Origin of the sequence: Shewanella sp. 2_MG-2023, from assembly GCF_030548905.1 — a bacterium.
GTDB classification, from domain to species: Bacteria; Pseudomonadota; Gammaproteobacteria; order Enterobacterales; family Shewanellaceae; genus Shewanella; species Shewanella electrodiphila.
The window spans coordinates 97,399-117,394 of sequence record NZ_JAUOSO010000006.1 but is presented as its reverse complement, the minus strand read 5'-3'; the positions used below and the strand labels follow the sequence as shown (position 1 = coordinate 117,394).

Sequence of the window (19,996 nt, the reverse complement as noted above, 5' to 3'; positions counted from 1 at the left end):
CCTTTGTGTGTCGACAATGTCTTTAGTATCACCATTATTCCCAGGTATATCGTGCATCTCTAATTTAAATCACAATAGATTTGAATCAGTTGCTCAATAGCTGTCTATACTTGCTTACGAGCCATTATTTTGCTTGGTTTTGTATTTTGAACTTAGGTATTTTGGACTTAGGTAATTTGCTTCTCTTAGGCTCATTTCTTTATTTGAAAATGAATCTTAACGATATTTACTCATCAGGTAACTTTAGGAGAGTTAGGTATGAAACAGTGGGAATTATCCCGACGGGACTTCATGAAAAAGTGCGTTATCGGTGGGGTAACTGTTTATAGTGCACCGATGTTATTGCAACAGCAAAGTGCAATGGCTAAAGGTGTTGCTTCTTCACTGGCTGAAACTTGGTATCAAGATGGCAAGCCTGCATTTCGATTTGATGCGATAGAAAAAATCACTGGCGAGAAAATTTACGGTCGTGATTATCGCGCAAAAGATATCCCGTCTTGGCCAGACACTCAGCATCATGCTTTTATTGTGCGAGCTCACATTGCCGATAAAGTGTATCAAGGCCTCGACCTCAGTGTTATTCCTAAAGATCTGATGCCTTACAAAATTATTACAGCTGAAGATTTAGAGAGTAATGATCTAAAGTTACCGTCTTTTTACGGTGATAATATGCTGCTTAAAAAAGGCAGCGCGCCTGATTATTTAGGCCATGAAGTGGCCATTTTATTATTTAATGATTTTGCTCAGTTTTTAAAAGCCAAAATGATGCTGCAATTTCATGAGCATTTTGTGCAATATGGCCCTGAAACCGTGCCTTATAATGCTGCCTCAAAACAACCTTATGCTGGCTGGCGGATTGTCCGTGAAGAGTCAGCTAAAGGATCCCAAGATGATGATATCTATAGTACATATCATTCGGGGCAATTTTTCCCTAAATATGAGGGGCAAAAATTGCTTTGGCCTAACCCAGTAAAAGGCAGTGATGATATTGGCGAGCGAGGGATGTATCTTGCGCAGACTCTTCGTCAAGAGATGACATCTAACGATGATTGGTTTGTATTAAATAAACAATACAAAACGCAATCGATTGAACCTATGATGTTAGAGCCAGAAGCCTACAACGGCTTTTTCGATAAAAAAAGCCAAACTTTACACGTGGTAATAACGACACAGTCCCCCCAAGATTTTTATCTTCAAGCTGGCAAGGTACTCAGTGAAAGCCCATTAACCCAATCGATTAAAAATCTTGTGGTTCATTCTCCTTATATTGGAGGCGGGTTTGGCGGTAAAGACCATACTATTTTTCCGTATTACGGCATGATTGCATCGATTTTTGCAGATGCTCCGGTAAGACTGGCCAATAATCGATTTGAGCAATTTCAGTCAGGACTTAAGCGCCACCCGTTCCATTTTACTAATCAGTTAGCATTTGATAAGTCGAGCCTTAAACTCAAAGGTTTAGTGGCAGACATGAACTTAGATGGTGGTGGTAGAGTTAACTTCTCCTCATCAGTTGCCATGGTGGGAGCGAGTGCTATTCAAGGCATTTATTACATTCCCAGAAATGATATTGTGGCGACCTGTTTACCATCATATTTGCCGACGGCTGGTTCAATGCGAGGTTACGGTTCTTTGCAATCAATGGCATCTATAGAAATGATGTTTAACGAAGCAGCAGATGAAATGAAAGTGGATCCTTTCAAACTTCGCCGCGTCAACGCCATGGTTAATGGTGACAAAAATACCCAAGGCTCAGTGCCTCTTGAAAATATTCGCTACCAAGAAATGCTCGATTTGGCTGAAAAACATGAAATGTGGCAAAACAGACAAGCCAATAAAACCAAGTTTGACCAAGCCAATCCAGATAAATCAATGGGCGTTGGTTTTGGTTTTGTCAGTAAAGATTACGGCACTGGCTCTAATGCTCCGTCCTCCTATGTTGGTGTAACGCCAGATGGAAAAGTGGTGGTGAAAGTGTTCTCTGTTGAAATGGGTACAGGAACTGATACTTCTCAGGCCAGCTTAATTTCAGAATACTTGGGCTCAGCAGCAGATAACCTTGATATTGCACAAATAGAAGTGTTTGATGCATTGGAGATTTTTGATGATGCTAGCCCGTATATAATGAGCCAAGAACATCAAGACAAAATGGCTAAAAATCCACGTTGGACCCCTATGGTCGTATCAGCATCATCAGCAAGCCAATCAGCTTTTTTTCAAAGTCATTCGACTAAATATGCAGCCAAAATTTTATTTGAAGAGTCATTGTTTATGGCCGCAAAAACGATATGGGAAAAGCAAGGTTATAGCGGTATCACCATTACCGATGTGAGCTGGCAAGGTGGCCAATTGCATGCTAAAGATGCTGAGCCTTTATCACTGTCTATCATATGTAAGAAAGCTCACGCCGAAGGCATGATAACGGGTGTCATGACCCATGGTTTTAATCGTTGGCAATGGGCAACAGCAAAATTTGAACTTAATCAGCAGCAAAAAGAATACCCACTAGATGCCATCGCATTGGAATACGGCATCGGCGCCAGTGACGCAGTAAAAGCTAAGCAAAATAAACAGGGCTTTGTGGTGCAAGAAAGACAAGCTGTCAATTATCCAGAAGTAAAGCTCAATAGCGCGATGGTACGTTATTACACTCCTTGTTTAACTATGGTAGAACTTGCTGTTCACAAGGTCTCTGGCGAAGTTGACATTCTTAGAACGCACACATGGATAGAACCTGGAAAAGTGCATGTACGGGAATTAGTTGAAGGACAAATTGAAGGTGGGCTTACCATGGGGATAGGCCATGTACTTCATGAAGCATTACCACAAGATAATACTGGCGCGGGTAATGGGGAGTGGAACATTGACCGTTATAAAGTCCCGTTTGCCAAAGACAATGGTGTGTGGACTCTTGACTACACGCTCCTACCGACTATTGATGGAAGTGATGAATCAAAAGGCTTAGCTGAAGTGGTGATGATCCCAATTGTTCCCGCGGTTGTTGAGGCGATTTATCAAGCCACTGAAAAACGTTTCTACCATTTACCTATTACAGCTAAAGATATTTCGGAGGCCAATGCATGAGCACGTTAAACTTAACCATCAATGGTAAGCAATATGGGCCACTTGAGATAGACCCAGGCATGCCAATGGTCAACTTTTTACATGAGTACCTTAACCTTACTGGGACTAAATTTGGCTGTGGCGAAGGTATTTGCCATGCTTGTGTGGTGATTGTAGATAATGATGATGGCACCTCAAGCACTAGGCGGACTTGTATTGCAAATGTCATGCTTTTTAATAACCTGAATATTAGAACCATTGAAGGCCATGCAACCAAAAATAACGTGGGTGAAATTATCGCCCTGCATCCTGTGCAAAATGCTTTTATCAAAAACTTTGCGTTTCAATGTGGTTGGTGCGCCCCTGGTTTTACTAATGAAACAGTGGCATTGATTGAAAAACTGAAACAAAAACCCATCGCGAAAGACCAAGTAGAACGGGTGATTGAAGATACCTTAGGAGAGCATGTCTGTCGTTGTACTGGATATGTACGTTACTTTAAAGCGGCTAAAAAACTGATTTTGGCGACCAAAGGCTTAACTATTTAACGATAATAAATGGTTACGTAATCTAAAGCGCATTCCCTGTAATGGGAATGGGCTTTTATTTAAAGTAATAATAGAAACGTTCAAGGTAGTTAACACCCAGTATAAATTCATTTTTAAAGGCTAATCGCTAAGGTCAAGGGGCATACATGTGCGCTGAAGCTGAAATAAGAGCGGTAAGGCTAGAATTCGATACTTGGTAGGTCATTATGTCCTTAGATGCTAGCTGGCCGCTCGATTCATCAGAGTTAACATAAAGTAAATTATTATACTCAAAGAGATCGCGATCATGATTGCAAATCCAGAAGCAAACATGATGCCCGCTTGCGCTGAGTTATCTTCTTTTAGTTTTATTTCAATGCTGACATGGGCGGTAGTAAAAGCCAAAATTGCGCTCACAATCAAACACCACCAAAAATTGTCACTTAAAAATGGCAGAACAAAGTAAAGCATAGGGCTTGCTAAGCTAAATGCATCAAATTTTGGATTATTGATAGCTGTAAAGAGGGCATTTAGGCCCAGCACTATCAAATAACCTATGAACATCTCCCAAAAGCTTATTGATGATTGAATAGGGCTTTGTCTTTCAGAAACAGAGGCTTCTCCAATAGGATGACTTTGGCTTGTACTTGAGTCAGATAAATGTTGTGTCACTTGGTTTATGGGCTGACTCGTATCTGGTTCGTATATAAAAAAGGCAATGAGCCCATATACAAAAAATGCTGAGACCAAATTATATACTTGCATTGAGTGCTGTTTATCATTTCCTCGAATGTGGTCTATGTATGCGTTGATGGCAATTGTCACCATTAGAATAAAGCCAAGATACAGAAATTGATCCCAGTGTGGAGCATCGAAAAAGAACACAGAAATGGGTGTTAAGCAGATGAGACTGTCAATGGTGAAGGTGTTCTTTTGGGGTTGGGTTTCGACTTGAGTATCGACTTGATCTTGATCTTGAGATTGAGTTTGAGCTTTATTTGAGCGCTGTGTGTAATATATTGAAATTATTGAGCATATTGAGACAACAACTAACCAAGTATTAAAATCCATTTTTTACTGATTCTTTATTTGCGGTAACTGTCATCTATGACTGTTACTGTTGGAAATATAAAACGAACCCAAAGGTTCGTTTCATTTCGAATAGAACTCGGCTAAATGTGTAGGAACCTAGTCCTTTGCAGCTTAGCTATTTACAATTTCACTAAAGCGTATAAGTTAAGTGCCAGTTATTTGTGAACAAATTTAATCGCTTGTTTCACGCCTTCATATAAACGCTTGAGCATTTTTTCGAATATAGTGCGGATGGTGATAAAAGTTAAATCGGTTACTACTGTGACAACTGACCCTGCAAATGCCAACATATGACCAAGTAATCCTCTTACTTCATCAGCTGCAGTTTTTGCCGCCTCTGAAATTTTAAGTAGTGTTTTTGCGATAAGGTCATATAAAGTGAGAGCCCCAGAAGCTGTGGCCTGCGCTGCTACCGCCGCATAATAACCATGTCGTTTTAACGTCGTAATCAATGCAGCACTTAAACGGTCACACCAATAATCGCTGTAACTAGCTTGATTGCGGTTTTCATAACGCAATGTCACTGGTTGCAAGAACTCATTTGCTTTAACTGATAGCTGTCCCCAGTCTTCTGTATTAGCAGTGGTCAAGTATCCAGGATTGGCCCCTGATTTGGGATCCATTCCATGTGCACTAATACGGATCCCTTGGCTATTATCAAGTCGGTACTCAGAGCCTTTAAAAGGAGCATGGATAAAAGGCCATAAAGGCACTTTAGGTACTATATCTGCGCCGTGTGTACAGCGGTGTATTTTATGAAGACGGTTAGTATTTTTTGTGGCAAAGCTGGTTTGTCCTACTCTTGGCGCTCCAAATGTATATAAATTGACGTTTGAAGCATAATTAGAGTGTGCAGCCCAGTCAGCCGTTAGAGATGCGATTGCACCACCCAGGCTATGTCCTACACAGTGAATCGCTTTGCCAGGGTTATTCTTTCGCCATTGAGTTAAAAAGGTGGCAAATTGAGGTTTTAAAGAATTAAAAGCATTATTAAAGCCTGCATGCACAATTTGACCGGCATCACTCGCAGTAAGTCCAACTTGTGCATTGGTTGCCCAATCGGCTTTTGAACTGAACTCCGTCCCTCTGACAGCGATAACCGCATCGCCTTGATATTGGCCCTTTCCGACGCCTACAGCAGCGAAACCTGAGTGACGGTTTAAAATGAATCCACCAGTTCTACCAATACCTATTTCTTTAAAAGAAAAATTATCTCTAATGTATGAAGTGCCAAAGGTACTTTCTCTAAAAAATGAAGCATCGCTTCCTGTTAAAGAATATGTACTCGAAGCAAGTTGTGAAGCTAGTTTAGGTGATAATGTTGTCATGAAAACTATCCTTGTTTTTCAGCTATTTAGTTCCTGCAAAAGGGACTACCATTTTCCGAACTTTTTGCGTTTTTCTACTTCAACCTTTTCTAATGAAGGCCAGCGACAAATGCTACCCACTTCATAACGAACCGATCCATCAGGAAAAGCTTCATCAATGATCTGATGAATTATTTCAGACTCGGTGAGTTCGCAATTCAAACTTAATAATCTTTCTTGAAAATATGATATGTGTTTTAAGCCTCTAGACTCAGTACTCCATAAATAGACACCGTCAACATCTGGAAAATTAGAATCATCAACTGTTATTCTTTGTGCGATGATTTGAGATGCTAATGGGTTATTTGGGTACTTAGTTTCCCATGTCAAATTTGGAAATCTGAATTGGCCATTTTTGTCTGTTGTTGCCTGATCTTCTATGCCTTGCTCCATAGCATTGAGGTATAAAAAACCACGTGTCAGTGTTAATCCCTCTACAGCTTCGCCATTTAGAGTTAATCGGCCAGAAACTTCAGGAAAAACTTCTACATCTACTGCTTTTTTGAATAGGCCCAACATCGATTCCTCCGATAGGCTACTGACTGTTACAATCAGTAGTAAAATCGCAATAACGCCAGTGAAAATACGAGTATTCATAGATTCGCGCTTCCTTGCTATAAATATAATAAATCACTAAATTCTATCGGCTAGATAGATTGAGATCTATTATCAAAAGTAATTATTTTTGCTCTATTTATTGGGAAGAATGGTGACTATCTTATTCTTTCGATAGTTGATGACAGTGCATGATTAGTGGATTTTTTAGTGTGATGATTAGCGGAAGGTTGACTATCCATTTGAATGGCTATTTTACATTACTAATATAGGAACACGTGTTTTGCATCACATTCAGCTTATTAAATAATGCCCCGACCTAGACTTTATCATTATCTATAGCTATCTATGTGGGATTAGCTCTATCTAAAAAACTGCATACTCTGTATACTGCCGCGCTGCTTTTAAAGCTCATTTATTCGACTATTTACCCCGAGGATTGCCGTTATCATTAGTACAAACAACATCACCATGCAGTTTGGCGCTGAGCCATTGTTTGAAAACATTTCTGCTAAATTTGGCCACGGCAACCGCTACGGTCTGATCGGCGCAAATGGTTGTGGTAAATCCACCTTCATGAAAATTCTCAGTGGTGCGTTAGCACCAAGCTCTGGCAATGTCTCAATTACACCGGGCTTAAAAGTCGGTACCTTGAGCCAAGACCAGTTTGCTTTTGAGCAATACAGTGTGGTTGATACTGTGATTATGGGCGATGCAAAACTGTGGGAAGTGAAGCAAGAGCGTGATCGTATTTACTCTCTGCCTGAAATGAGCGAAGAAGACGGCATGAAAGTGGCCGATCTTGAAAGTGAGTTTGCTGAAATGGATGGCTACAGCGCAGAATCTCGTGCTGGTGAAATTCTATTAGAAGCGGGTATTGAAGAAAGCTTTCATTTTGGCTTGATGCAACAAGTTGCACCAGGCTGGAAACTCAGGGTGTTACTGGCGCAAGCATTATTCTCAAACCCAGATATTTTGCTACTTGATGAACCGACCAACAACTTGGATATTCATACCATTTCTTGGTTAGCAGGCGAGCTTAACAAGCGTAAGTGCACCATGATTATCATTTCACATGATAGACATTTCTTGAATTCAGTTTGTACTCATATGGCTGATATCGATTATGGTGAGCTGCGTGTTTATCCGGGTAACTACGAATACTTCCTTGAAGCGTCTGGCCTTATTCAAGAGCAGCTATTGGCAGGCAATGCTAAAAAGAGTGCTGAAATGGCAGAGCTGCAAGACTTTGTTAACCGTTTTGGGGCCAATGCATCTAAAGCGAAACAAGCAAGCTCACGTGCTAAAAAACTAGATAAAATCAGTTTAGATGAAGTGAAATCGTCTAGCCGTATGACGCCATCGCTACGCTTTGATGAAAGTAAAAAAATGCATCGCCAAGCATTAGTGATTGAAGAATTAGGCCATGGCTTTGATGGTGAACCGTTATTTGCTGGTGGCGATTTAATTTTAGAAGCGGGCGCTAAGCTTGCGGTTATCGGTGAAAACGGTGTGGGTAAAACCACATTGCTGCGTTGTTTAGTCAATGAGCTAGCGAACAATCACGGCACGATTAAGTGGTCTGAAAACGCTGCAATTGGTTATTGCCCGCAAGACAGCAGCAAAGACTTTGATAATGATTTATCGCTATTTGATTGGATGTCGCAGTGGCGTACCCCTAAACATAACGACCTTATGGTACGTGGTATGTTAGGTCGTTTGTTATTTACTGAAGATGACGCCAACAAGAAAGCAAAAAATTGTTCAGGTGGTGAGAAAAACCGTCTGTTATACGGCAAGTTAATGATGCAAGACATCAATGTGTTAGTCATGGATGAACCGACTAACCACATGGACATGGAAGCCATTGAAGCGTTGAACAATGCACTTAAGTTGTTTGAAGGTACGTTAATATTCGTCAGTCATGACCGTGAGTTTGTATCATCATTGGCGACGCACATTATTGATGTAAGAGATCAACAACTCGTCAGCTTTCACGGCAGTTTTGATGAATACCTAGCTAGCCAAGCTGAAGCCGCTGCACTCGCAGGTAAATAAGCACAGCAATTTAGATTTTTCCGCTGATAATAAAATGCCGCTAACTTAATGGTTAGCGGCATTTTTTATGTCAGCTTGTTCTAGACAATTTAATTTTGATAATCAGTGGCCAATACTATTGAGGTGTTGGATTAACATCATTCGGATCTCTGTTGGGGTTTCACTATGCCAAAATCCGCCGACATACGCCCAAAGTGGGATCATAAATAACAGCATTAAGACTAGGACTGCTAAGCCTCTATATGACATTACCATTCCCCATCGAGTACTAAAATGTAGCGCCTCTTTTTTAGGACAAGCTGAGATACAGTTCATGCAGGCTTGGCACTCATCACTGCGAATGGTGGTTTGGGTATGCACGATAATATTAGCGGGACATGCGCGGGTGCACTTGTCACATTTCATGCCTTTACCTTCAATAAGGCATTGCTCAGTTGTGCGGCGAATTTTAAATGGGCTTAAAAAACTAACCAGTCCAAGCAGTGCGCCATAAGGACAGATATAACGACAGAACCCCTGTCGCTTCCAAGCCGCTATTGCCAGAATTAGGCTAAAACACATTAAGCTTATTGCAGTGGGACTTAAGAAAAAAAGCGCCATCTTAAGGTCGGCAACCTTGTGATAATAACCATCTAAGTAATGTGGAATACTGGCTAGTGGCATAGTGAACACTAACAAAACCAGTGCTGCCAATAGTAAGTACTTTATCATGCGCAGTATCCAGTCTAACCAGGCTGGTGGTGCAAGCTCCTGTTTGATAAAACGCTTTCTTAAGCTATATAAGTAATCGCCCGCTAACCCAAGCGGGCAGGCCCAGCCACAAAATGCACGTTTGCATAATAACCCTGTCAGTAACACCACAACTAGCATGACTGCAGCTGCTGGATGATTTTGATCCCACAGCCCTAGACCTAAAATGGCTTTAAGTTCAATACCGCCAGCAATAGGCAAAAAGGCATCACCAATATCAGGGCGTACTAACCAAGGGGTTATTTCAGCCTTTAACAATGCGGCATTGATGGCAAATTGAATCCCAACAAGCATCATCGACAGGGCGAGGGCATGCCTGATCATTTCTTTTAATTGATTGGCTTTATTGCCTTTAACGCGTTGACCGTTAACGACACCGCCTTGGGCAAGCGCTGGCTGAAACTTATTGAATAATGGTAGTAAGAGTAAAGATAAACCTAGGCCGACAAATAGTGGCCAATGCAAGCTGATAACTAGAGCTGCCATTAACAGTGCGCCACACAAAGCTGCGCCCCATTTTTGTTTACTCCAGTACAGTAAACTGATGCTGTATACCAAGGCCAATACCAAGGTGATTGATTCGATCGTGCTCATATGCTGATTTCTAAAAAGTGTGAATACTAATGAGAGTGCAGAGCGCTGGTGCTAGTTCGTTGGTTTGATTAAGGATGTGAATTAGCTCGAAAAAATAACCAATAAGTATGCAAAGTAATTGAGCTATATCACTAACCTTGGATTAACAATTGAAACAGTCTGGTATTTTGATTTTTATCTGTTAGGAATTCTTTTTAGCGTTGTTTATTTGAAACCTTTAATAACAAGCTTGAATGGATGCGTTAATAAGGGCATTGCTTATTAACGCATCAGAGGGCCTCGCTATATTATTAATAGCTAAAGCTAGTTAAAACTCTTCATTTGCCTCAACAATGCGCTGTAATCTTTCTTGCTCTTCCTCTTTAGCTGCATTGATTTCTTCAAGCACTGAATCCACATCAGCGATATGTTCACTTTCAGTAAATTCGCCTGTGAGTACCGACTCTGGCGTAAGTTCACCGGCTTCAAAAAGCGCCCACATTTCTTTGGCATATTGAGTCTTGGCAAGTTCCGGCGCAAATTGGCTGTAATACTGAGTCATGTTGTTCACATCTCGGGCGAACATCCATACAGCGTTGTTGTTTGCAGCGGCATCGACAGCCTGAGGTAAGTCGATAATCACAGGGCCTTTGTCATCAACTAATACATTAAATTCAGACAGATCGCCGTGGATCAACCCCGCACACAGCATCAGTTTGGCATACTCGATCATACTGGCATGATCGCGCACAGCGTCTTCATGAGAAAACACCACATCGTTTAATCTAGGAGCCACAAAACCGTCAGTGTCGGTCACCAACTCCATTAGCAACACGCCTGAAAAACAGCCGTAGGGTTCAGGTACACGAACGCCTGCTGCGGCAAGCTTAAACAGGGCATCCACTTCGGCATTTTGCCAAGCTTCTTCTTGCTGGTCACGGCCGAATTTAGAGCCTTTTTCCATGGCTCTTGCACGGCGGCTATTGCGGACCTTTCTTCCCTCTTGGTATTGAACAGCTTGTTTAAAGCTGCGCTTATCAACATCTTTGTAGACTTTTGCGCAGCGAATATCATCTCCGCAGCGCACTACATATACACTGGCTTCCTTGCCGCTCATTAATTGGCGCAGGACGTCGTCGACTAAGCCTTCTTCAACCAGAGGTTGGATTCGTTTGGGGATTTTCATTGCGCCGTTATACCGTAAATAGCGAGTAGATGGAATGCTCAATCAGTAGAATAGCCTTAAAAGGCTAACTTTGGTTGAGATGAGGCTTTTTAGGATAAACATAGGTTGATGATAGCTATGCTAGGTAGTTGCTTGCTATCATTGCTATCTTACTCAATGCTTATTAGCATTATTTAAATCGAACGATTGATAGCAAATTGGCAGTTAATAGGAGCTTTCATGATTGAATTACAGCAAAATAACCCACTACATGGTTTAAAGTCAGAAACTATGGTGTCAGAGCTAGTGGACTTTTATGATTGGAAGATTTTGTACGCAGCACTGCGTTTAGAGTGTTTTAACAATAATCCTAGCATGGAGTCATGCCTTAAGTTTTTAAAGAAAACTGAATGGGCGAGGGAACGTGTTGAAAGCTTTTACTTATATCGTTTTAAAAGTATGCCTAAAGGTAGTGCGGCTCAGTTTGAATTAAAGCCTCGCGAACGTGGTTTTGCTGACGGTATTGTGCCTCGCAAACCACAAGAATTAACCGTTGAGTTGATTGCGGAAATGCGTGAAAAAGCCACTGCTGACTATGAAGAAATGAAGCGTAATAATAATGATCGCCCTAAGCAGTACGGCAAAGATAAGCCAAGAGCACAGGATGGTTACGCGCAAAACAAACCTAAAGGCAATCGCCCTGCACCATCACAAGACCCGTCTAACCCTTGGGGTAAGTAGAGCAACCGTTGCATATCAGCTGCTAAGTAGCAGCTGATTAAAGTTAATCGTTTTATTATTAATTGAGCTAATATAATAACCAAAGTTCAATACTGAATAAGAATGAGGAATAATCAGCGATGATAAAAGCATCAACACTGATTGTAATGCTCAGGATCAGTATTTGCTGTGGTATCAGTCTTATCTTACTCGGTATTTACCTGCATAACTTTAATCATACTGTCGAGCTAATGGGCATTAAAGGCATTATCCTCAGCGCCATGTGTGTTGCCTTTGGTATGGTGTTATCACTGCCGACGAAAATGTATTTAACCTTGCTACTGGTTAATCACGAAAATCATCAGCGTGAACTTGAATCTGCAATTTCACAGCAAGATAAAACGTCCCAAGCCCAACCTAAATCATCTAAGTAAACCTTTCCCCTTTCTGGTTCGTATCAAAGATATGTTTGAATCATCTTTGGGTATATTTTGTCAGACGATCGCTCCTTATTTGTATTTACTCAAGATCTCCGCTTGCAGGATAATTTGGCGCTAAATGCGTTATTTGTCGATGTCTTAACATCAGAGTCTCAGCGGAAAACTGAATTACCCGTAGCGTTTGCTTATGTGTTCGATGAACGCTGGTTCAAATCCATTCGATACCAGCAACAATCCATGGGACAGCATAAGCTGGCATTTTTGCTGCAATCGTTAGCAGACTTGCAGCAGCAACTTGAATCATTAGGGCACACGCTGCATTTATGCATTGGCGACCCTGTTACTGTTATTAGCGATTTAGTGCAGCAAAATAGCATCAAAACCCTAGGGTACAGTAAACAAGTGGGCTGGGATGAAAGGCAAATATGGCAACAAGTCGCTAAGCGACAACCTCAATTACGGTTAATATCAGAATGGAATAATGGATTATTCAACCAACAGCAAATTACCCTTTATGTAAATGCGATGACGAGCTTCTCGCAATTTCGCCGAAAAGTTGAAAAAACAGGGCTATCAGTCGAGCAGCCTTGCAACACATTTAATGGTATTAGTACGCAGTCTATAACGTTAATAAGTGAAGCATTAACTGATTTAAGCCAATTTCAAGCAACGAAGTCGGCGTTGCTTTCTGGTGGTGAGCAAGCGGCTCAACAGCACGTATCACACTACTTTTCAAAATCTTACCCCAGCGAATATAAACAGACTCGTAATGAATTAGATGGCATTGAAAACTCGACTAAATTTAGCCCTTTCCTCGCTATGGGAAATATATCAGCACGGCAAATATGGGCGCAGCTTAAACAATATGAGCAAATTCACGGTGCTAACGATTCCACTTATTGGATAGGGTTTGAATTGCTATGGCGTGAGTATTTCCATTGGTTAGCATTGCAACACGGTAGCCAGCTTTATCGCTTTAAAGGCCAAGCGACTAAGCCGCCATTAACCAGCTTTTTTCCAGAGCGATTTAGCAAATGGTGTTTAGGTAGCACTCCTTATCCATTAGTGAATGCCTGCATGAAGCAACTGAACAGCACTGGGTATATGTCAAATCGAGGCAGGCAAATTGTGGCCAGTTGTTTAGTCAATGAACTGGGTGTTGATTGGCGTTTTGGCGCAGCCTATTTTGAGCAACAGCTGATTGATTATGATGTGGCATCCAATTGGGGAAATTGGCAATACATTGCAGGAGTTGGCGTAGATCCTCGTGGAGGGCGGCACTTCAATATCGAAAAACAGACTCAGCAATATGATCCAAACGGTGACTTTATTGCTCGTTGGTGTTCGTCATCCAATGATTGCAGCCTTGATACAACACTTCTGGATTCAGTAGATATTGATGACTGGCCTATTGATTGCGAGCTTATTGATTGCGAGCCTATTGATTCCAAGCCTATTGATTCCAAGCCTATTGATTCCAAGCCTATTGATTCCAAGCCTATTGATTCCAAGCTTATTAAACACAGGCCTATAGAAGATGTTCTAGTGGATAAAAAGTCGCATAGTAAGAGCAAGTTAAATAAGCGTGACTTTCACCATGAATAGGGCCTGTCGTGAAAATTCTGCGAGCAGAACGTCATTTGCTGATAAGACTTGCCCTGTCTGTTTGCGACCATTTAGCTGGCGTAAAAAGTGGCACAAAGACTGGGCTAATGTGAAGTATTGCTCTAAGCGATGTGCTGGTGAGCGTAACAGGAGTAAACATGATTAAAGCGAAACGTTTACGTCTTATTCTTGGCGATCAGCTTAATGCTTCACATTCTTGGTTTGCAGATAAACACCCTGACACTGTTTATCTCATCGCTGAGCTAAAGCAAGAGGCAAACTATACTCGTCATCACGGACAAAAAATCTGCGCATTTTTTGCAGCCATGGAACAATTTGCACAAGCGCTTAGGCAAGCTGGGCATCAGGTATTGCACTTGACCTTAGATGATACCGCTTTGTACTCAGATGCTTTGTATTCAGATCTTGTGGAGTTACTCAATAGGTTATTTATTCAATATGGTATCAAGCAATTTGAATATCAGTTGCCAGATGAGTATCGCTTAAGGGAGCAACTGCGTTGTTTTTGTGCAAGTCATGCAATTGAAAGTTTGGCCTATGAAAGCGAACATTTTTATCTCTCTGATGCTGAATTAAGTCATGATTTTAAAGCATCAACAAAGCATAGGATGGAGCACTTTTATCGCAAAATGAGGAAACGGTTTAACTTATTAATGGAAGGGCAGGAGCCAGCGGGAGGTAAATGGAATTTTGATGCGGATAACCGCCAAAAACTTAAATCAAATGACTTGCCTGATATTCCTGAGCCGCTTATTTTCGAGAATGATGTTAGTGCGATTATCGACAGGATAACGCGGCATAACATCAAAATAATAGGGCGGATGTCATCTCGCTTACTATGGCCTGTAACACGCCAGCAATCGATTCAATTACTAGAGCATTTTTGCCGTCATTGCTTAATTCGTTTCGGAACGTTTCAAGATGCAATGACCTCAAAAGCAGATACCTTGTTAGCACAGCGTCAATGGAGCTTATATCACAGCAGGCTATCGTTTGCGTTAAATAGCAAAATACTCAGTCCACAGCGAGTTATTGATACCGCTATTGGTTTTTATCAGCAAAGCCTGCATGGCGATAACCCCATTTCTCTCGCGCAAATTGAGGGCTTTGTTAGGCAAATTTTGGGATGGCGTGAATTTGTTCGGGGGATTTATTGGGCCAATATGCCTGTATATGGTCAACTAAATCATTTGGATGCTACACGCAATTTACCTCAATGGTTTTGGGATGCTAATACCAAAATGAACTGCCAGCATCATGCGGTCAAACAATCCCTTGATTATGCTTATGCCCATCATATTCAGCGGTTGATGGTCACGGGTAATTTTTGTCTAATTACTGGCATTAACCCTGATGAAGTCGATGATTGGTATTTAGGTATTTATATCGATGCAATCGAGTGGGTTGAAATGCCTAATACTAGAGGCATGAGCCAGTTCGCTGATGGTGGTATTGTTGGCTCAAAAGCCTATGCTGCAAGTGGTAACTACATCAATAAAATGAGTGACTATTGCTCAAGTTGCCATTACAAAGTCAATAAAATCGATACTGATGATGCATGCCCGCTAAATTCTTTATATTGGCACTTTATGGACAAACATCAACACAGTTTTAATGGTAATCCGCGAACAAGAATGGTGTATGCGAATTGGCTCAATAAGTCAGAGGCCGATAGATCGCGTATTTTACAGCATGCTGAAAAATTACTGGATAATTTAGATACTATTTGAGTTCGAAAAACACCGTTATAACAACCCTGTAATCCTGGTTGATTAGATATTCACACATAGGAATAAGATGATTTTAAAACAATTTTCAACTGCCGACTTTTCTGCATTTGAGTCGCGATACCGTGCCCATTTTATTAATAGTTTATCTGGGTTTAAAAGTGCGAACCTTGTTGGCAGCCAAGATGAAAACGGTATTACTAACCTGTCGATGGTCAGTTCTGTGTTTCATTTAGGCGCATCACCAGCGCTGATGGGGATGATTATTCGCCCAAATACAGTGCCAAGAGGCACACTTAGTAATATAAAACAGACAGGTGTTTATACGATAAATCATGTGTCTTCAGGTATTTATCAGCAAGCCCACCAAACTTCAGCACGCTATGACGTTGAGGTGTCAGAGTTTGATGAAGTAGGGTTAACACCTCAATATCTTGAAGGTGTTGCAGCGCCATTTGTTGGCGAGAGTTTGCTTAAATACGCCTTAGATGTGAGGGAAATTACCCCACTTACGATTAATAATACCGTGTTAGTTATCGGTGAAATCAAGCATGTTTTACTGCCAGAGATCATTGTTGCAGCTGATGGCTACATTGATATCGAGCAACTCGACACAGTTATTGTTTCAGGGCTCGATAGCTATCATGTCACGGAGCGTTTAAGTCGCTTAAGTTATGCTAAACCATATAAAAAGCCTATAGCATTGAATTTAAATGACGATGTGAATAATAGCCTCAATAGAGGTCGATAATTAAGTCCGTAATGAGGGGTAAACTGAAATTTAAACATCAATATTTGAGAAATGAAAATGTAGTCGACAATAAAATATTAGCATAATGCCAATATTTAAGTCATTGACATTAATGACTTTAGTTATTAAATTGTAACCTTACTAATATACATTATTAAGGATAATTGATGTATTTTTTCTACTTTAGATGTCTATTTCTTCTCTCCGTATTAGTCACTTCTTTCAATGCTCTTGCTGTCAGCGAATGGGCTAAATTCGATATCAGCAATGGGCATATCACTCTTCCAGTCACAATTAATGGTATTGAAGGCCGAGCGATATTAGACAGTGGCGCTCAGGTTAATGCGATTAACTTAAGCTTTATCAATAAACACGGTTTTGAGTTTGATAAAGGTCGGAAAATCAATGTCAAGGGAGTCTACGGAACAGAAACCCGAAGACTTTTCAATAATGTTGAAGTGAACCTTTTTGGGGCGGACATAGAGTTAGACGAACTCGCAGGGCTTCGTCTTGGCCATCATGAAGTGCAAATTTTATTAGGCGCAGGTTTATTAGAAAAATTTATCTTTCAAATCGATTACCCCAATAGTCGTCTTAGAATATTTGAAAGAGGCTCTGTCGATTTGGCTAGCCTTGGTAATATTCCCATGCAAATAGATAGAGCAAAAGGCCAACCAATTGTGAAGGTGTCTCTCAATGGTCAACAGGACTCATGGTTAGTGTTAGATACAGGAAACAGTGGTGGCTTGTTTCTTAAGCGCAGTATCGCGACCAAATTTGACTGGCTAGAAGAGTTTGGCTCGCAATCGGGGGTAACTATAGGTGCGAATCAGTTGGGCGTTGTTGATAATTTTCAATTACCAGAAGTAAAGTTTGGACCTTATACTCTTGAAAGTGTGAGAGTTACTGTACCTGCAGAAGGGCAGAAAGAGTCGGTGTCAGGACGAGGTGATGTGAGTTTTTCCAAAATTAAAGGAAAAAATATCAAAGGGCTTTTGGGTTATGATGTACTCAAGCATTTTGTATTAACCATTGATTACAAAGCTGGAAATATGCACATAGGTGTTCCTGAAGATTCTTGATTATTACAATTTCTACTTCAATTTGGGGCGCTCAATAATCAATTTATAGAGCGTCGATAAATTGCTAATCATCAATTATTGGTTAACTACTGGAATATGTTTATCAAATATTCAGTTTTATTTTGTCAGTATAAAGATGCTAACTCCTATAATTCCGCATTATTTGTAATTAACCCAAGACTAATGCGCTAAAAACACCGATAATTCACCCTAATTCGATAGATAAGCGCGATCGTTAGCGCTGTTTTAACTATATTTTGCTAGTCAGTTGTGGGTGTATTCAATGGAAATCAAAGTTAACTTTCTCGATAACTTAAGGCTTGAAGCCAAGTTTGACGATTTTACGGTCACGGCCGATCAGCCGATTCGCTATAAAGGTGATGGCACTGCGCCAAGTCCGTTTGATTATTTCCTTGCATCATCTGCGCTGTGTGCGGCGTACTTTATCAAGGTGTATTGTAAGGCGCGTGATATTTCTACTGACAATATTCGCTTGTCGCAAAATAATATTGTCGACCCTGAAGATCGTTATAACCAGATCTTTCAAATTCAGGTTGAACTGCCTGATGATATTTCTGAAAAAGATCGCACCGGGATCTTGCGCTCAATTGATCGTTGTACAGTGAAGAAAGTTGTACAAACCAGTCCAGAATTTAAAGTTGAAACCGTTGAAAACCTCGATGCAGATGCCAATGCAATGCTAATGGGTCAACCTGACGGTGACGAAAGCACCTTCATTCTAGGTAAAGATTTACCCCTAGAAGAAACCATTAAAAACATGACGGGCATGCTAGCCGACCTTGGGATGAAAATTGAAATCTCATCTTGGCGTAACATAGTGCCAAACGTGTGGTCATTACATATCCGTGATGCTGCATCGCCAATGTGTTTCACCAATGGTAAAGGCGCAACCAAAGAAAGTGCATTATGTTCAGCGTTAGGCGAATTTATTGAACGCTTAAATTGTAACTTCTTCTATAACGATCAGTTCTTTGGCAATGAGATCGCTAATAGCGAATTCGTACATTACCCAAATGAAAAGTGGTTTGAGCTTGAAGAAGATGATGCGCTGCCTAAGGGGATTTTGGATGAGTACACGCTAGATATCTACAACCCAGATGAAGAGCTACATGGCTCGCATTTGATTGATACTAACTCAGGTAATATTGAGCGTGGTATCTGCACGATTCCTTATACTCGTCACTCTGATGGCGAAACGGTGTATTTCCCGTCAAACTTAATTGAAAACCTATTCTTAAGTAACGGCATGAGTGCGGGTAATAACCTGCAAGAAGCCCAAGTTCAGTGTTTATCAGAAATCTTTGAACGCGCAGTTAAGCGTCAAATCATTGAGCAAGAAATAGTCCTGCCAGATGTGCCAATGTCAGTGCTTGAGAAATACCCAAGTATTCTTGCGGGTATTAAAGGCTTAGAAGATCAAGGCTTCCCAGTTGTTGTTAAAGACGCCTCACTGGGTGGTGAATTCCCAGTCATGTGTGTCACCTTAATGAACCCGAAAACTGGCGGTGTATTTGCTTCATTCGGCGCGCATCCAAGCTTTGAAGTCGCATTAGAACGAAGCCTTACTGAGTTACTACAAGGTCGCAGTTTTGAAGGGTTAAACGATGTCCCTAAGCCTACGTTTAACAGCATGGCTGTTAGTGAACCAGAAAACTTTGTTGAGCACTTTATTGATTCAACGGGTGTTATTTCATGGCGTTTCTTTAGCAGTAATCACGACTACGAATTTTGCGAGTGGGATTTCTCTGGCACCTCAGAGGAAGAAGCCAACGGCTTGTTTGGCATTTTAGAAGCGTTAGGCAAAGAAGTGTATACCGCTGAATTTGATCAATTAGGCGCATCAGCATGTCGTATGTTGGTACCTGATTTTTCTGAAGTGTACCCAGTAGAAGACTTAATCTGGGATAACACCAATAAAGCGTTGGATTACCGCGAAGATATTTTAAATCTGCACTCATTATCAGATGAAGAATTAGTGGATTTAGTGAATCGTTTAGATGAAAGTCAGCAAGATAACTACACTGACATTCGCACCATGATTGGCATTGTATTTGATGAAAATACCGTGTGGGGACAGCTGACTATTATGGAGCTGAAAATCCTTATTTACCTAGCATTGGGTGCCCATGAAGAAGCCAGCGAATTGGTCGGTGACTTCTTACAGTTTAACGATAACACGGTTGAACGTGGCTTGTTCTATCAAGCGGTAAACGCCGTACTTGAAATTGAACTAGAAGAAGATCTTGAGCTTGAGCATTACCTACATAGCTTTAACCGTATGTTCGGGGAAGAAGTGATGGAAAATGTTGTCGGCAGTGTAAACGGTAGCGTGCGTTTTTATGGTTTAACTAAAACCAGCATGAACCTTGAAGGGATTGAGCCGCATTTACGTCTGATTGAAAGCTATAAAAAGCTGCATCAAGCGCGTAAGTTGGCTGCTAAGTAATCTACATTCAGCCAATGTATTAACGATAAAAGC

Annotated in this window: 15 protein-coding genes and 1 pseudogene; 11 read left to right on the top strand and 5 right to left on the bottom strand. The window is 41.0% G+C overall.

What is annotated here, in order from left to right; all coding sequences use genetic code 11:
- The first annotated feature begins 258 nt into the window (after positions 1-258).
- Complete coding sequence (locus Q4600_RS08045) at positions 259-3,084, top strand: xanthine dehydrogenase family protein molybdopterin-binding subunit (RefSeq protein ID WP_303515089.1); 2,826 nt, start codon at positions 259-261, stop codon at positions 3,082-3,084.
- A complete protein-coding gene (locus Q4600_RS08040) occupies positions 3,081-3,611 on the top strand; it encodes a (2Fe-2S)-binding protein (RefSeq protein ID WP_303515087.1) in 531 nt (176 codons plus the stop codon). Before Q4600_RS08045 ends, Q4600_RS08040 begins: the two co-directional genes overlap by 4 nt.
- 219 nt (positions 3,612-3,830) lie before the next feature.
- On the opposite strand, the gene Q4600_RS08035 is transcribed toward Q4600_RS08040, so the two are convergent.
- The 3 genes from Q4600_RS08035 to Q4600_RS08025 form a co-directional block, all read right to left on the bottom strand.
- Entirely contained in the window at positions 3,831-4,661 is an 831-nt protein-coding gene (locus Q4600_RS08035; RefSeq protein ID WP_303515084.1) for a hypothetical protein, read from the bottom strand.
- 176 nt (positions 4,662-4,837) lie between these two features.
- Complete coding sequence (locus tag Q4600_RS08030) at positions 4,838-6,010, bottom strand: lipase family protein (RefSeq protein ID WP_303515082.1); 1,173 nt, start codon at positions 6,008-6,010, stop codon at positions 4,838-4,840.
- A 45-nt stretch (positions 6,011-6,055) separates the two neighbouring features.
- Positions 6,056-6,646: a DUF6795 domain-containing protein gene (locus tag Q4600_RS08025; RefSeq protein ID WP_102526548.1), complete on the bottom strand. Its 591-nt coding sequence runs from the start codon at positions 6,644-6,646 to the stop codon at positions 6,056-6,058.
- A 405-nt stretch (positions 6,647-7,051) separates the two neighbouring features.
- On the opposite strand from Q4600_RS08025, the gene Q4600_RS08020 reads away from it, so the two are divergent.
- Positions 7,052-8,662 (top strand): ABC-F family ATPase, encoded by a 1,611-nt coding sequence (locus tag Q4600_RS08020; protein WP_229369193.1) that lies wholly within the window; start codon positions 7,052-7,054, stop codon positions 8,660-8,662.
- Between the two features lie 102 nt (positions 8,663-8,764).
- On the opposite strand, the gene Q4600_RS08015 is transcribed toward Q4600_RS08020, so the two are convergent.
- Both Q4600_RS08015 and Q4600_RS08010 read right to left on the bottom strand, forming a co-directional pair.
- Entirely contained in the window at positions 8,765-10,006 is a 1,242-nt protein-coding gene (locus Q4600_RS08015; RefSeq protein ID WP_303515077.1) for a 4Fe-4S binding protein, read from the bottom strand.
- A 307-nt stretch (positions 10,007-10,313) separates the two neighbouring features.
- Positions 10,314-11,171, bottom strand: a complete 858-nt coding sequence (locus Q4600_RS08010) for a PA4780 family RIO1-like protein kinase (protein WP_303515327.1) — start codon at positions 11,169-11,171, stop codon at positions 10,314-10,316.
- Between the two features lie 219 nt (positions 11,172-11,390).
- Here Q4600_RS08010 and Q4600_RS08005 point away from each other — a divergent pair, with 219 nt between their 5' ends.
- The 8 genes and pseudogenes from Q4600_RS08005 (at position 11,391) to Q4600_RS07970 (ending at position 19,963) form a co-directional block, all read left to right on the top strand.
- Positions 11,391-11,891, top strand: coding sequence for a VF530 family DNA-binding protein (locus Q4600_RS08005; RefSeq protein ID WP_229369114.1), 501 nt, complete (start codon positions 11,391-11,393; stop codon positions 11,889-11,891).
- 119 nt (positions 11,892-12,010) lie between these two features.
- The gene (locus Q4600_RS08000; protein ID WP_102526543.1) at positions 12,011-12,304 is read left to right on the top strand and encodes a hypothetical protein; all 294 of its coding nucleotides are present in this window, start codon (positions 12,011-12,013) and stop codon (positions 12,302-12,304) included.
- 57 nt (positions 12,305-12,361) lie between these two features.
- Complete coding sequence (locus Q4600_RS07995; RefSeq protein WP_303515072.1) at positions 12,362-13,915, top strand: DASH family cryptochrome; 1,554 nt, start codon at positions 12,362-12,364, stop codon at positions 13,913-13,915.
- Between the two features lie 40 nt (positions 13,916-13,955).
- Positions 13,956-14,081: pseudogene (locus Q4600_RS07990) on the top strand (DUF2256 domain-containing protein); the annotation flags it as partial.
- Positions 14,074-15,666: a cryptochrome/photolyase family protein gene (locus Q4600_RS07985; RefSeq protein ID WP_303515069.1), complete on the top strand. Its 1,593-nt coding sequence runs from the start codon at positions 14,074-14,076 to the stop codon at positions 15,664-15,666. The pseudogene Q4600_RS07990 and the gene Q4600_RS07985, both read left to right, overlap by 8 nt.
- Before the next feature lie 67 nt (positions 15,667-15,733).
- Complete coding sequence (locus Q4600_RS07980) at positions 15,734-16,414, top strand: flavin reductase family protein (RefSeq protein ID WP_303515066.1); 681 nt, start codon at positions 15,734-15,736, stop codon at positions 16,412-16,414.
- A 167-nt stretch (positions 16,415-16,581) separates the two neighbouring features.
- The gene (locus Q4600_RS07975; protein ID WP_303515063.1) at positions 16,582-17,496 is read left to right on the top strand and encodes an aspartyl protease family protein; all 915 of its coding nucleotides are present in this window, start codon (positions 16,582-16,584) and stop codon (positions 17,494-17,496) included.
- Between the two features lie 283 nt (positions 17,497-17,779).
- Positions 17,780-19,963, top strand: coding sequence for an OsmC domain/YcaO domain-containing protein (locus Q4600_RS07970; RefSeq protein ID WP_229370081.1), 2,184 nt, complete (start codon positions 17,780-17,782; stop codon positions 19,961-19,963).
- Positions 19,964-19,996: the final 33 nt, after the last annotated feature.